The organism is Bradyrhizobium sp. CIR48 (assembly GCF_014198315.1).
Taxonomy (GTDB): domain Bacteria; phylum Pseudomonadota; class Alphaproteobacteria; order Rhizobiales; family Xanthobacteraceae; genus Bradyrhizobium.
In genome coordinates this window covers 229,831-243,869 of sequence record NZ_JACIHG010000009.1, presented here as the reverse complement: position 1 = coordinate 243,869, position 14,039 = coordinate 229,831, and the positions used below count along the sequence as shown (strand labels likewise).

Below are 14,039 nucleotides of genomic sequence, written 5' to 3'. Positions count from 1 at the left end.
CCGGCACTGGAAGAGGTCCGAACGAATGTTGTCGACTTTAGCTGGCCAGCGCCAAATGTTCGTGCAGCAGGCCTTCGAATTGGCCGAGCTCTTCGGTTTGGAAACCCGCAATAAGTACCGCATCTGCGATCAAAATGGTCGCGATCTGCTCTATGCGGCTGAACAGCAAAAGGGACTTCTCGGCTTCTTGGGGCGCCAAGTATTTGGACATTGGCGCTCTTTCGAGATCCATTTTTTCGACAACACCCGACAGACGGTCATGCGCGGGGTTCATCCCTTCCGCTGGTTCTTTCAGTGTCTGGAACTGCATTCGCGCGACGGCCGGCTCATCGGAACGATCGAGCGTCAGTTTTCGATTCTCACCAAGACATTCCATGTGATCGATGCGCAGGGGAGAGTGGTGCTCGAGGTCAGTTCGCCATTTTGGCGCGTGTGGACGTTCCCGTTCATGCGTGGAGCGAACGAGCACGCGCGCGTCGCGAAAAAATGGTCCGGCCTTGCCTCCGAACTGTTTACGGACCGCGATAGTTTTCTCGTGGAATATCTAGACCCCGGCCTGACGGAAGATGAGCGAGCGCTGGTTCTTGCCGCTGCGATCTACATCGATCTGATGTATTTCGAAGTCAAAGGCGAGGGCGGCGTCATCAACTTGTTCCGCAATTGAAGCGCGGCGGACCTCTCTCGCTTGTCCACCGCAGCTCCCTGAACCGACCCACAAGGCCAATTCCGGCCGGGAAGTGTCACGCTATGACCGCCTCTGCAACGACCAGTTCCGCCGCGTCGTCCCGCCGCCTCGGCGTGATCGGTAGCATCGTCGGCGTGCTGGCGCTGATCGCGGCCGTGTTGCCGCATTGGGTCATACCTGCGATCTACCCGCCACCGCCGGCGGACAAAGTGATCGTCGACACCGGCCATCGACTGAAGGATCGCCTGATCGCACGCGTCAAGGGCGTCGAGTACCAGGCCCCGCCGCGGGAGAAGTCGACGGGGAGCCAATTGAGGGAGGCGTCCTCGATCGCTGCGATCTCGCTCGGCCTGCTTGCCATCCTGCTCTCGGTCCTCGCGCTGGTGTTTCGCGAAGAGCGGCTGCTGGCCGGCGTCGCGGCCGCGCTTGGGGCCGGCGCCATTGCCGTCGAAATCTCCTTCCTGGCCATGGGCGTGCTGATGCTGATCGTCATCCTTTATGTGGTGGCGAATGTTATCGGTCTGTTCTAAACGCGGGTCCGACGGGTTTCCTCGGCCGCCGAGTGGCCTTCCACCGCAACAAGTGCGGAATTGCTCCCCTGCTCAATTCTTTGTAGTTTCCGCCCGAAACAGGCCCGCCCACCCAACAAGACAGCGAGAACCCCGTGGCGCCCATCCAATACATCGTCGAGGGCGGTCACCGGCTCTCGGGCTCGATCGAGCCGTCCGGCAACAAGAATTCGGCGCTGCCGATCATCGCCGCGGCGCTGCTCACCGAGCATCCGGTGACGCTGGAGAATGTGCCGCGCATCCGCGACACCGAGACGCTAGTCGAGCTGATCCGCTCGGTCGGCGCGGCGGCGGAATGGACCGGGCGCAACACGCTTCACATCCATGCCAAGAGCATCCGCGCCGCCGATCTCGACCCTGAGCTGTGCGTGCGCATCCGCGCCTCGATCCTGCTCGCGGGCCCCCTGCTGGCGCGCTGCGGCGAGGTGATGCTGCCGCCGCCCGGCGGCGACGTCATCGGCCGCCGCCGCCTGGACACCCATGTGCTGGCGCTGGAGCAGCTCGGCGCCAGGGTCACCGCGACCGACCGGCTCGAATTCCGCGCGCCCAAGCTTGCCGGCGCGGACGTGTTCCTGGACGAGCCGAGCGTCACCGCGACGGAGAACGCGCTGGTGGCGGCCGTCGCCGCCGACGGCGTCACCCATTTGCGCAACGCGGCCTCCGAGCCGCATGTGCAGGATCTCGCCAACTTCCTGGTCGCGCTCGGTGCGAAGATCGAGGGCATCGGCACCAACACCATGATCATTCATGGGCCGGCAACGCTGGGAGAAGCGACCTATCGGATCCAGCCCGACCATATCGAGGTCGGCTCGTTGATCGGGCTTGCCGCCGTGACGCGCTCGCCGCTTCGCATCACGCGCGCCGGCGTCGAGCATCTGCGCTCGATCCGCATGGGTTTCGAGCGGCTCGGCATCGTCTGCCGCGTCGAGGGCGACGATCTGATCGTGCCGGCGAACCAGACGCTGAAGATCCAGGACGATTTCGGCGGCCACGTGCCGAAGCTGGAAGACCAGCCCTGGCCAGCCTTCCCGGCCGATCTGATGTCGATCGCGATCGTCACCGCCACGCAATGCGAGGGCGTGATCCTGATGTTCGAGAAGATGTTCGAATCCAGGATGTTCTTCGTCGACAAGCTGATCGCGATGGGCGCGCGCATCGTGCTGTGCGACCCGCACCGCGCCATCATCGCAGGGCCCAGCCGCCTGCACGGCGCGACCATGACCTCACCCGACATCCGCGCCGGCATGGCGATGCTGCTGGCCGCGGTGTGCGCCCAGGGCACCTCCACCATCAACAACGCCGACCAGATCGAGCGCGGCTATGAGCGCATCGAGGAACGGCTGAACGCGCTGGGCGCGAAGATCACGCGCGTGCCGGAGCGGAAGGGCTGAGGTTCGCCCTCATCCCAACCACAGTATCGTAGGGTGGGCAAAGCGAAGCGTGCCCACGCTTCTGTTGCAATATTGACGAGGTGGTGGGCACGGCGCAAACGCGCCTTTGCCCACCCTACGAGACCGAGCTAGCGGATAGAGCACCTCACCTCTCGTTCTCACGGGCCATGTTTTCGTCGCGCGGCCATGCTAATGAGCCGCCATGCTCGACACCGTGCAACATCGATCGCAGCCGCAAGCCGGCGTGCCGCAAAACCATCTCGCGCAGGAATTCGTCGAGACACTGCGGCTGGCCGTGCCGATGATGCTGACGCAGCTCGGGCAGATCGCGATGATCACGACCGATCTCGCGCTGATCGGACGGCTTGGCGAGGATGCGGTGGCCGCGGCGGCGCTGGCGCACACGGTCTATTTCGTCAGCTTCACCTTCGGGCTCGGATTGATGGCTGCGGTGTCGCCGCTGGCCGCGCAGGCGTTTGGCGCCGGAGACGTCAGGCTGATCCGCCGCTCCTTGCGCGTCGGCCTGTGGGTCGCATTGCTGATCTCGCTGCCGATGATGGCCTCGCCGCTCTATGGCGAGCGGATCCTGCTCGCGCTCGGACAGGCGCCGCAGTCGGCCGCCCTGGCGCAGCGCTACCTCAACGGCCTGGCCTGGGGCATCGCGCCGGCGCTCGGCTTCATCGCGCTGCGCAGCATGATGAGCGCGGTGAACCGGCCGCAGCCGCCGCTGTGGATCACGCTCGCGGCGATTCCGGTCAATGCCGCGCTGGTCTATGCCCTGATCCACGGCCTGTTCGGCCTGCCGGAGCTCGGCCTGTTCGGCGCCGGACTTGCGACCACGATCGTCAACCTCGGCACGTTCATCGCCGTGCTCGCCATCGCAGGGCTGTGCAAGCCGTTTTCGGACTACCGCCCGCTCGCCCGCCTGTGGCGGATCGATTGGCCCCTGATGCGCCAGCTGATTGCGATCGGCGCGCCGATCTCGTTTTCGCTGCTGCTGGAATATGGCCTGTTCTCCTCGGCGGCGCTGCTGATGGGGTTGATCTCGACCGCTGCGATTGCCGCGCATCAGATCGCGCTGCAGATCACCGCCGTGCTGTTCATGGTGCCGCTCGGCATCGGCATGGCGGCCACCGTGCGGGTCGGCCACGCCTACGGCCGCGGCGAGCCGGCGGCGGTGAAGCGCGCCGGGCTCGTCGCCGCCGTGCTCGGCATGGCGCTCGTCTCCGCCCTGACGATCGCCATCATCCTCGGCCGCTATCAGCTGGGCCGGCTGTTCTTCGGCAGCGGCGAGGCGAGCGCGGCCACCATCGAGCTGACCGCAACGCTGCTGCTGGTCGGCGCCACCTTCTTCATCGCCGACGGCCTGCAGACCATCATGGGCGGCGCGCTGCGCGGCATCAACGATACGAGAATGACGCTGCTGTTCGCGGCAATCGGCTACTGGGGCATCGCCTTTCCCATCGCCTGGGTACTGGCCTTCAACGCCGGGCTCGGCGCGGTCGGCGTCTGGGTCGGGTTTTCGCTCGGGACGTTCGTTTATGCCGGGCTCTTGATCTTGCGCTTCCGGATGCTGACGCGCAGACTGGCGGGATGAACGGGACCGTCCGCGAAGTCACGCCCGAGGTCGATGCCATCACGCTGCTGGCAGGCGCGCAATTCGTCGACGCGTTTCGCGTCGAGATCGGCGCAGCGACGGTGAATGCCCGCGAGGCCTGCACCCGGATGGTGCTGCATGGACCGCGCTGGATCGACGTGCTGCTGCGCCTGCGCAACATTCTGGTGACGCCGTTCGGGCTGAAGACATCGGGCGAAGGCGCACCGGCTCCGCACGGATTGATCGGCCTGTTTCCGGTGGTCGACGAAACGCCCGAGCGTCTGGTCGCGGGCTTCGACGATTACCACCTCGACTTCCGCATCGTGGTCGATGTTGCAGGAGGTGCCACAAGCCGGCAGGTGACCTCGACCACGCTGGTGCGGACGCATAATCTTCTGGGCCGAACCTACCTCGCCCTCATCACACCCTTCCACAAGCTCGTCGTCCGCGCCATGATGGGGCGGATCGTGGAGCCGGCGCGATGACGCTGTCCGTCGACCTGTTCTTCTCCTTCCGCAGCCCTTTCAGCTATCTGGCGCTGCCGAAGACGCTGAAGCTCGTCGAAGACTACGATCTCGCGGTCAACCTGCGGCCGGTCTATCCGCTCGCGGTCCGCGTGCCCGGCTTCTTCAAGAAGGCCAGCCCGAACTTCATTCGCTATGTGGTGCTCGACAGCACGCGCGTGGCGCAGCACGAGGGCATTCCGTTCCGCTTTCCCCGGCCCGATCCGATCGTGCAGGACAAGACGACGTTCGATGTCGCGGCCGAGCAGCCCTACATCCACCGCCTGACCCGCCTGGGCGCCATGGCGCAGCTCGAGGGACGCTCGCTCGCATTCACCTCCGCGATCGCGCGCGTGCTGTGGGACGGCTCGGTGGCGGGCTGGAACGAAGGCGATCATCTCGCGCGCGCCGCCGAGAGCGCCGGCTTCGACCTCGCCGCGATGGATGAAGCGATCAGCGCCGACGCGGATCGCTACGAGCAGGTGATCGCCGGAAACGAGAAGGATCACGCCGCCTCCGGCCATTGGGGCGTGCCGACCTTCGTATTCGAGAACGAGCCGTTCTTCGGCCAGGACCGCATCGATCTCTTGCTCTGGCGCATGCAGGGCAAGGGGCTGACGAAGCGTCCGGGCCGACATTGACGAACACCGCCCGTGTTCAGCCCACCGGCCCCGGGGTCCAATTGTCCCCTGCAAGCGGACTCACTCTCACATCGGGAATGACCCCGAGGTCCATGCTTGGATCGAAATGGCGCATCGTCCGCTCATTGAGGTCAATGATGCGGCCAGGTCTTAGTGGCCCCACGTCATTTATCTTGACGATGACCTTCTTGCCCACGGCTTCGACGAGGGCATATTTCGGCCTCGCGCCAAATTGAACCCCACCGAATTTGCGACGCAAGCTCGTCTTGATGGCAGCCGTCCAGGCAGAGGGATCATAACGCTCGCCGGTGGCTGTCTTCGGACCGCCCTCCTCCTTGCCGGGCTTGAACGGATTGTATGTGGACGCCGCGCCAACGATCGCATCGCCGGAGGCGGCATCGACGACGTCACTTGAGTGATCCCCGCGTGTTTCACTTCGAGCAACGGCAACAGAGAAGGCGAGCGCAACCAGGGCGCCGCAAATTGCGGCGCTCGAGCGGAATAGCATCATAAGTCCTGTGATTTTTTGGATTGTCCGGTTCCAGAACCGCAAACGTGGTCAAGCGAACGCAGAAGCGTTCATGAACTTGCGCCAATCGTTTTGCGGATTCGAGCCAACCCCTGGCTACGGAACCGTCGTGGGAACCGGGGTGGTCCTCACGTAGTGTTTTAGCTTCACACCGACTAAGACAGAGATTGCGTCAGCAGCATGACCCGATGGAACCTTGCGCGCGCATCGTCTCAAGGGTCGCAGGCAGTCGATCAGAGCAAGCCGCACGACATGCGCATTGCTGTCGAAAGCCGACGTTTACGAGAACGCGCCGAACTCACTCCGCAACGCGCGCGGACTTGTCGGCCGAGGCCTCCGACCATTCGCCGACGACGCGATCGAGGTCGCAGAGATTCTGGTGCATCTGCTCCAGCGAGAAGCCGAGTGCGAAGAAGCGTTCGGCAGTGTCGCCGGGCTGACCGCGGATCAGGCCGTCGTGGCGGACGGCGGCGACCGCTTCGGCGTAGTGCTGAAGCGCGACATGGACGGGATGGATCGGCGGCGCGCCGGCGCCTTCGCGCAAGGCCGCCGCGGCCGACCGCAAGAAGCGTGCGATCACGGCCGACACTTCCGTCAGCGGAGCTGCGAGCCGCGTCTGCACCTCGATCGGCAACGGCACCACGGTGGCGCGGCCGATCATCACGACGTCATGGCGCAGGCGCAGGACGGTGCGCAACAGCGGCCCGGTGTCCGGACCGCTCGACAGCCGTGCGGCGCGCTCGCGCTCGGCTTCAGCGCCGATCGCAGTGAGACCAACCATCGCGGTGCCGATCCCGTCCTGGATCCGGTGTAGCGCGTCGTTGTCGCGGCCGCGGGTGAGGCCCGCGAGCAGCTCGGTGAACGCGTCCGCGATCAGCTCGAGCAGGATCGCGGCGCTGGCACGGATCTGCCGCACCGCGCGCGAGGGCAGCACCAGGAACGAGACCAGCAATCCCGTAATGGCGCCGACCGCGACCTCGCTGACGCGATCGATCGCCGAGGTCATGGGATCGGAGTGATGCATGGTCGGAACCAGGAGCACGATCACGGCGGTCACGGTGGCGGCGCTGAGGCTCGGATTGATCGCGGCGATGAAGGCGAGCGGCGCGACCGAGAGCACCAGCAGGCCGAGCAGGCCTGCCTCGCTGGAATAAGGAATCAGGATCGCGATGGCGCCGCCATAGATGGCGCCGCCGATGGTGCCGAGCATGTAGTCGCGCGTCGCTTTCAACGAGCGGCCGACGCTCATCTGGGTCACGATCAGCGAGGTCAGCACCGCCCAGAGCGGCAATAGCAGATGCAGCGCGGTGGCCAGCGCATAGGCCGCGGTCGCGGCCACCGTGACCCGGATCGCCAGCCCGAGTTGCGTCCGCCGCGACCTGATCCGCTCCCACACCTGTCCTGCGAATGCCATCGTCAGACGTCCCAATCTTCTCGGGCCAAGCAAAAGCATGGCTGATGCCCGCGGCCCCAAGGCCGCTTGAAAGGCCAAATCAGCCCGCCTAACTTGCGCGCCAAAACGAGGAAACACGATGGCCCACGAAACCGCAACGCTCGCCGCCTATGTCTTCAACCTGAAATACCAGGATATTCCGGCCGAAGTGCTGGACCGCGCCAAGGTGCTGACGCTGGACTTCCTCGGCAGCGCGATCCGGGCCAGGCGCGAGGCGGAGTCGACCCCGTCGATGCTGAAAATGCTGGAGGCGCTGGCGCTCGACACCAAGGGCGAATCCACCGTGTTCGGCGACTCCAAGACCTGGACGCCCGCGGTCGCGGCGCTGCTCAATGGCGCACTCGGCCATTCCCTCGACTTCGACGACACCCACGCGGATTCCTCGCTGCATCCGAGCGCGCCGGTCGTTCCGGCTGCCTTCGCCGTCGGCGAGATGGTCGGCGCATCGGGCCGCGACGTGCTGACCGCGATCGTCGCGGGTTATGAGGTCTGCTGCCGGCTCGGCAACGCACTCGACCCGACCTCGCATTATGCGCGCGGCTTCCACCCGACCGCGACCGCCGGCACCTATGGCGCGGCGGCCGCCGCTGGCAAACTGTTCGGGCTGTCCGAGCAGCAGCTCATCGCCGCCTTCGGTGTCTCCGGCAGCCAGGCCGCCGGCTCGCTGCAATTCCTGGTCAACGGCGCCTGGAATAAGCGCTACCAGGTCGGCGCCGCCGCGATGAACGGCGTGATCGCCGCGACGCTGGCGCGCAGCGATTTCGTCGGCGCGACGGAATCAGTTGAGGGCAAGCACGGCCTGCTCGCCGGCTACACCGACGATGCACATCCGGACAAGACGGTGGCCGAACTCGGCAAGACCTACGAGACCATGAAGATCGGCGTCAAGCCGTATCCGAGCTGCCGCTATACCCATGCGGCGATCGACGCGCTGATCGCGATGCGTCGCGAGCACAATCTGACGCCCGACCAGGTCAAGCGCGTCGAGATCGGTTTGCATCGGAACGGCATCACCTTGACCGGCGATGCCGCCACCAAGCGTCATCCGACCTCGATCGTCGGCGGCCAGTTCTCGATGTTCTTCACCGGCGCACTCGCGCTCGCCCAGGGTTCTTTCGGCTGGGACGACTATAACCGCCTCGGCGATGCCGCCATCGACGCGCTCGCCGACAAGTTCGACGTGGTGCAGGACGACCGGCTCGAGATCGGCCGCACCCATCCGTTCGGCGCCCGCGTCAGCATCACGACGGACGATGGCGTGCATGAGCGGCTCTATGCGGACCCGTCCGGCGAGCCGAATTCGTTCCCGGACGCGCAGGCGATGCAGCAGAAATTCCTGACGCTGGCGCGCCCCGTGCTGAACGCGCGCGCGGAGAAATTCGCGGATGCGATCATGACGCTGGAGCGTTTCGACCGCGTGGCCAAGGCGACGGAATTGGGGCGGTAGAAGCGACGACTCTTTCCTTCCCTTCTCCCCTTGTGGGAGAAGGTGGCGCGAAGCGCCGGATGAGGGGTACGTCTCCGCGCAATCAACTGCATGGGAGGCGTGCGGAGAGAGACCCCTCACCCGTCTCGCCGCTACGCGGCGAGCCACCCTCTCCCACAAGGAGAGAGGGGAAGTAGCGCCAAGCTCTACTTTCAATTCACCCCCGCCAGCTTCCCCTTCTCGCGCGTCGCGGCCACCACATCCCGCACCAGATCGAACACGCCATCGGCCCCCAGCGGCCCGTTCGGTGAGCGGCCGAGCCGTACGATCACCAACTTCTCCGACGGGATCATAATCGCGTACTGCCCGATCGTGCCCTTGGCGAAGAAGGCATCGCGCGGCCAGTCGTGCGCGATGCGAAACTTTGCACCAATGCTGCCGCCCTGGTTGGTCCAGAAGCCGGCGCCGATGCCGACCCAGGCATTTGGCGTGGCCGTGGCCGAATAGGTCACCCAGCCCTCGGGCAGGATACGCTTGCCCCCGGTTACGCCGTCGTTGAGATAGAGCTGGCCGAAGCGCGCCCAGTCACGCGCAGAGGCCAGCATTTCGCCGGAGCCCTCGATCATGCCTGAAGCGTCGAGCTGAAGCGTGACGTTGACCATGCCGAGTGGCGCGAACAATTCGCGGCGTGCGAAGCGGAGCGCATCGGCAGGCTTGCCGCCAGCGGCATCCCGCAGCAGATGCGCGAGGACGAGAAAGTTGCCGTCGTGATAATTCCACGCCGTGCCCGGCGCGGTCGCAAGCGGCGCGCGCTCGGCAAAGCTGGCCATATCGTCTTCGGCGTATTTCATGGTGTTGACCGGTTCCAGCGCGGAGCCGAGCGAGGCCTCCAGCGAGCTTCCGAGCGCAATGCCTGCGGTGTGACGCAGCAATTGATCGACGGTGATGGGATGACGCGGATCATCCGGATTTTGCCAGGCAGCGATGGGTGCGGGACCGTCGAGCTTCAACTTGCCCTGGCGCACCAGAATGCCTGTCAGCGCTGACATCACCGACTTCGTCATGGAGAAACCGAGCAGTTGCGTCTCCGGCCCGATGCCGTCGGCATAGCGCTCGGCGATGATGCGGCCGGCCTTCATCACGACGATCGCGCGGGTGCGACGATAGGGCGGCTGCGCGGGCTCGGCGAAGGCGCGGTCGAGCGCGGCTGCCAGGCCGCCACTCTGCGGCGGCACGATCCCCGGGCCGGCGATCTCAGGGAGCAGCGCGGGCTGCCTGTCGTCAGGCGGCAACGCGACATCGGCGATCCCCTGCCCGTGCTCGAGCGTACAACCAAGTCCCTCGCGATAGACGGCATGGCTGCGGCCGATTCCGAACAGGGACACCGTGACATCCTTGCGCGTGCGATCGACCCGAAGATCCATCGCCCAGGTGAGCAGACCCGCGCCCGGCATCGCGTCGGTGGTCTCGGCGAGGTCGCGCATGAGATCGAGGCCGGAGACGAATATCTCCGAGCAGAGCGTGTGGGCGATGAAGCCGGTCGCAACCTTCGGCGCGTCGCGGGCGCGTGCGGCGCCGAGCGCGAGGCCGGCACAGGCAATGGTGGTGGTGAGGAGAATGATCTTGCGGCGGCGGGTCACGGGCTTTCTCCGGCTTTGGGGCGAGTGCGGGAGAGCAGGCCGGAGGCGGGCGATACGCGCTCGCCGGATTTGGAAAACGACCTCGTCGAAACTGATCGAGGCTAGTCGATTTCGGAATTCTTACGTGATTTCAAAGGTCTAAAAATCTAGGCCGCATTCACCTTCAGCCGCCGATATTCCGTCGGCGTCACCCCAGTCACCGCCTTGAAAGCGCGATTGAACGGGCCGAGCGACTGGAAGCCGGCATCCATCGCGATGGTGATGACGGGGACCTCGGCCTGGGCGGGATCGGCGAGCGCCGCCTTGGCCTCCTCGATCCGGTGATTGTTCAGGAACACATTGAAGTTGCGATAACCGAGCCGCTGGTTGATCAGCCGGCGCAGCCGGTATTCCGGAATTTTCAGCCGACCCGCCAGCACGCCGATGGTGATGTTCTCCTGACGATAGATCCGCTCGTCCGCCATCAGCCGCATCAGGGCGTCGATGAGTTTTTGATCGGCGGATTCATCGGCCGCGGGCTGACTGAAAACAACCGGCGGGGCGGGCGCCACCGCGGCCGGAAACAGATCCGCCCCATCGATGCGCATCATGGCATAGACGATCGCCGCGACGGTGCAGGCGAGCACGCCGGCATTGATGGTTTCGGCGACATCGCCGACGTGGTGGCCGACGACGGCGATCTGGAGCACCGCGTTCAGCCCGCCATAGAGCGCGATTGCACAGACGACGAAGACACGAGCGCTGCGGCGGCGCTCGACCAGGTCAGCCGGCCAGGAGGCGATCATCTGCCCGACCGCAAGGGCGATGAAACCGAGCACGATCAGATTGATCACCGTCACCGAGAAGCGCACATGGCCGCTGGGTGCAATCCAGACGCAGCCTGCGAAGCTGAAGGCCGTCACCAGCGCCCAGACCCATCCGTGCCACCAGCGGAGGCGAAACTCGTCGTCGAACAGGGAGCGTGTGAACAGCCAGAACACTACGATGGTGCCAGTCGACAACGCGATCAGCGGTGCATGCCAGAGCGCGATCGGCGAGGTGACATCCACCGAATAGCTCACCGCATGCGCGGCCGAGCTGAGCGCGAAGGCGGCGCCGAGGCGGGCTGCCAGCACGTTGCGAAAGTCGTGCAACAGCGACGCCGCCAGCATCAGTAGCAGCGCAACGCTGGCAGCGCGGAAGGCGAGCTCGGTTGCGGCAAGGGTCATCGGCTGGGGCGAACGGGAGTGGTCGGAACCAGCCGAACATCGTTCGTTGGCGTTATTTTTTCAAGGACCATCCTTACTCACAACTGTCAGCGCCCGGTTTCACAGATCGTAGGGTGGGCAAAGCGAAGCGTGCCCACCGCTTCTTCTCGATCAGAGAAAGATGGTGGGCACGGCGCTAGCGCGCCTTTGCCCACCCTACGGCTCGATGCACCGCTTTCGCGGAGCATGACAGCGGAGTATGTGGAGCTATTGCCCCCGGCGACGGCTCCCGGCCTTTGTCGCGACGGCGACGTCAAATCCTGCTACGATCGCGCTCGCTTAATACGGAAGGAATCCACCATGAGCTGGCAACCCTCGAACGATCCCGTGCTCGGCGATCCCATGTCCTGCGATGCGCTCGATCTCGTCATCGTGCCGCGCACGCGCGATCTCGGCGACGGATTCGCGGTGCGGCGTGCGCTGCCGCATGGCAAGCGGCAGATGGTCGGGCCCTTCATCTTCTTCGACCATTTCGGCCCCGTCCAGTTCGTCTCCGGCAAGGGCATGGACGTGCGGCCGCATCCGCATATCGGACTTGCCACCGTCACCTATCTGTTCGATGGCGCGATCATGCATCGCGACAGCGAGGGCAACGTCCAGGAGATCGCGCCCGGCGCGATGAACCTGATGACGGCCGGGCGCGGCATCGCGCATTCCGAGCGCACGCCCGAAGCGCAGCGCGCCTCGGGCCAGAAAATGCTGGGCCTGCAAAGCTGGATCGCGCTGCCGGCGGGATCGGAAGAGATCGCGCCGTCGTTCCAGCATTACGGCGCCGGCGATTTGCCGATGATCTCCGAGCGCGATTTCACCGCGCGGGTGATCGCAGGCACGTCGTTCGGCATCACGTCGCCTGTGGCGATGGTGTCGCCCTGGTTCTACACCGAGGTCACGGCCGCCGCCGGCGCGAGCGTGCCGCTCGATCCCGATCATGAGGAGCGCGCGATCTATATCGTCGACGGCGAGGTCGAGATCGCAAACGAGCGTTACGAGGCGCCGCGACTGCTGATCTTCCGCCCGGGCGACCGCATCACCGTGAAGGCGCTGAAAGCGACCCGGATGATGTTTCTCGGCGGCGATGCGCTGGAGGGGCCGCGCCACGTCTGGTGGAATTTCGTATCCTCCAGCAAGGAGCGGATCGAGCAGGCCAAGCAGGACTGGAAAACCGGCCGTTTCGCTGCAGTTTCGCAGGAACATGAGTTCATTCCGCTGCCGGAATAGGCTAACCCGGTTGCCGGCCGTGCTGTCCAGTGCGGCCGGATATCCTGCCTGAAAGCCAAGTCTGCGAAAGCTTTGCGATGACCACCATGCTCTCCAGCGACCTGCCCCTGACCAAGATCGGACGCGGCAAGGTGCGCGATATCTACGCCGTCGACGACGACCGCCTGCTGCTTGTCACCACCGACCGCATCAGCGCCTTTGACGTGGTGATGGGCGAGACCATCCCGATGAAGGGCGCGGTGCTGACGCAGATCAGCGCGTTCTGGTTCGGCAAGCTGGAAGGCGTGGCGCCGCATCATATGATCAGCGCCGATACCGACGAGATCATCGCGGCCGTGCCGGCGCTGAAACCGCACCGCGCCGAGATCCTTGGCCGCGCCATGCTGTGCAAGCGCACCACCGTATTCCCGATCGAGTGCGTGATCCGCGGCTATATCTCAGGCTCGGCCTGGAAGGAGTACGCTGCCAGCGGCACGCTCGCGGGCGAGAAGCTGAAGGCCGGCCTCGTCGAGAGCGAGAAGCTCGAGCCTTCGATCTTCAGCCCGGCGACCAAGGCCGAGACCGGCCACGACGAGAACATCACGATTGCGAAGATGCGCGAGGTCGTCGGCGACGAGGTCGCCTACACGCTGGAGAGCATGACCCGCGCGATCTACACGCTCGGCGAGGAGCTGGCGCGCGAGCAGGGCATCATCATCGCCGACACCAAGTTCGAATTCGGCCAGGACAAGGACGGCCGCATCATCCTGATCGACGAAGTCATGACGCCGGATTCCTCGCGCTTCTGGGCGGTCGATGCCTACAAGCCCGGCCAGCCGCAGGCGAGCTTCGACAAGCAGCCCCTACGCGACTATCTCGACGTCGAGCGCCGTGCCGGCCGCTGGAACGGCGACGCCCCGCCGCCGCCGCTGCCGGCAAGCGTGGTGGACGCGACCAGCAAGCGCTATCTGGAGGCGTATCGGCGGGTGACGGGCACGGAGCTGAAGATCTAGGCGCGATTGCTGCCGCACGCCCCGCCTCCTACGTCGGCCGTCATTCACACTTCGCTGTCGTCCCGGACAAGCGTAGCGCAGATCCGGAACCGTCCGACGAGCAGAGAATTCGGATTTAAGTGGAACTCGTCCTTAGGGCGGTGCTTTG

At 65.3% G+C, this 14,039-nt stretch carries 13 protein-coding genes; 9 read left to right on the top strand and 4 right to left on the bottom strand.

Features of this window, described 5'->3' with window-relative positions; genetic code table 11:
• Positions 1–25: 25 nt before the first annotated feature.
• From GGD66_RS27255 to GGD66_RS27230, 6 genes are all read left to right on the top strand, one after another.
• Positions 26–664, top strand: coding sequence for a phospholipid scramblase-related protein (locus tag GGD66_RS27255; protein WP_179732663.1), 639 nt, complete (start codon positions 26–28; stop codon positions 662–664).
• An 83-nt stretch (positions 665–747) separates the two neighbouring features.
• A complete protein-coding gene (locus GGD66_RS27250) occupies positions 748–1,215 on the top strand; it encodes a hypothetical protein (protein WP_183259528.1) in 468 nt (155 codons plus the stop codon).
• 134 nt (positions 1,216–1,349) lie between these two features.
• Entirely contained in the window at positions 1,350–2,645 is a 1,296-nt protein-coding gene (gene murA, locus GGD66_RS27245) for a UDP-N-acetylglucosamine 1-carboxyvinyltransferase (RefSeq protein ID WP_092251522.1), read from the top strand.
• A gap of 202 nt (positions 2,646–2,847) precedes the next feature.
• On the top strand, positions 2,848–4,242 hold the full coding sequence (locus tag GGD66_RS27240; protein ID WP_183259527.1) for an MATE family efflux transporter: 1,395 nt from the start codon (positions 2,848–2,850) through the stop codon (positions 4,240–4,242).
• Positions 4,239–4,727: a DUF2867 domain-containing protein gene (locus GGD66_RS27235; protein WP_018319452.1), complete on the top strand. Its 489-nt coding sequence runs from the start codon at positions 4,239–4,241 to the stop codon at positions 4,725–4,727. Before GGD66_RS27240 ends, GGD66_RS27235 begins: the two co-directional genes overlap by 4 nt.
• Positions 4,724–5,386, top strand: coding sequence for a 2-hydroxychromene-2-carboxylate isomerase (locus tag GGD66_RS27230; RefSeq protein WP_092251518.1), 663 nt, complete (start codon positions 4,724–4,726; stop codon positions 5,384–5,386). Before GGD66_RS27235 ends, GGD66_RS27230 begins: the two co-directional genes overlap by 4 nt.
• A 16-nt stretch (positions 5,387–5,402) precedes the next feature.
• Here GGD66_RS27230 and GGD66_RS27225 read toward each other — a convergent pair whose 3' ends face one another.
• Together GGD66_RS27225 and GGD66_RS27220 are read right to left on the bottom strand one after the other, a co-directional pair.
• The gene (locus GGD66_RS27225) at positions 5,403–5,897 is read right to left on the bottom strand and encodes a septal ring lytic transglycosylase RlpA family protein (RefSeq protein ID WP_018319450.1); all 495 of its coding nucleotides are present in this window, start codon (positions 5,895–5,897) and stop codon (positions 5,403–5,405) included.
• A gap of 316 nt (positions 5,898–6,213) precedes the next feature.
• Positions 6,214–7,329, bottom strand: coding sequence for an aromatic acid exporter family protein (locus tag GGD66_RS27220; RefSeq protein ID WP_179732657.1), 1,116 nt, complete (start codon positions 7,327–7,329; stop codon positions 6,214–6,216).
• Between the two features lie 118 nt (positions 7,330–7,447).
• Between GGD66_RS27220 and GGD66_RS27215 the strand changes: the two genes are divergently transcribed.
• Positions 7,448–8,815, top strand: a complete 1,368-nt coding sequence (locus GGD66_RS27215; RefSeq protein WP_183259526.1) for an MmgE/PrpD family protein — start codon at positions 7,448–7,450, stop codon at positions 8,813–8,815.
• 191 nt (positions 8,816–9,006) lie between these two features.
• Here the strand turns inward: GGD66_RS27215 and GGD66_RS27210 are convergent, their stop codons facing one another.
• Positions 9,007–10,434, bottom strand: a complete 1,428-nt coding sequence (locus GGD66_RS27210) for a serine hydrolase (protein ID WP_183259525.1) — start codon at positions 10,432–10,434, stop codon at positions 9,007–9,009.
• A gap of 146 nt (positions 10,435–10,580) precedes the next feature.
• Complete coding sequence (locus GGD66_RS27205) at positions 10,581–11,642, bottom strand: helix-turn-helix domain-containing protein (protein ID WP_183259524.1); 1,062 nt, start codon at positions 11,640–11,642, stop codon at positions 10,581–10,583.
• Positions 11,643–11,981: 339 nt separating this feature from the next.
• Between GGD66_RS27205 and GGD66_RS27200 the strand changes: the two genes are divergently transcribed.
• Entirely contained in the window at positions 11,982–12,899 is a 918-nt protein-coding gene (locus tag GGD66_RS27200) for a pirin family protein (RefSeq protein ID WP_183259523.1), read from the top strand.
• A 77-nt stretch (positions 12,900–12,976) separates the two neighbouring features.
• Entirely contained in the window at positions 12,977–13,891 is a 915-nt protein-coding gene (locus tag GGD66_RS27195; RefSeq protein ID WP_183259522.1) for a phosphoribosylaminoimidazolesuccinocarboxamide synthase, read from the top strand.
• The last annotated feature ends 148 nt before the right edge of the window (positions 13,892–14,039 follow it).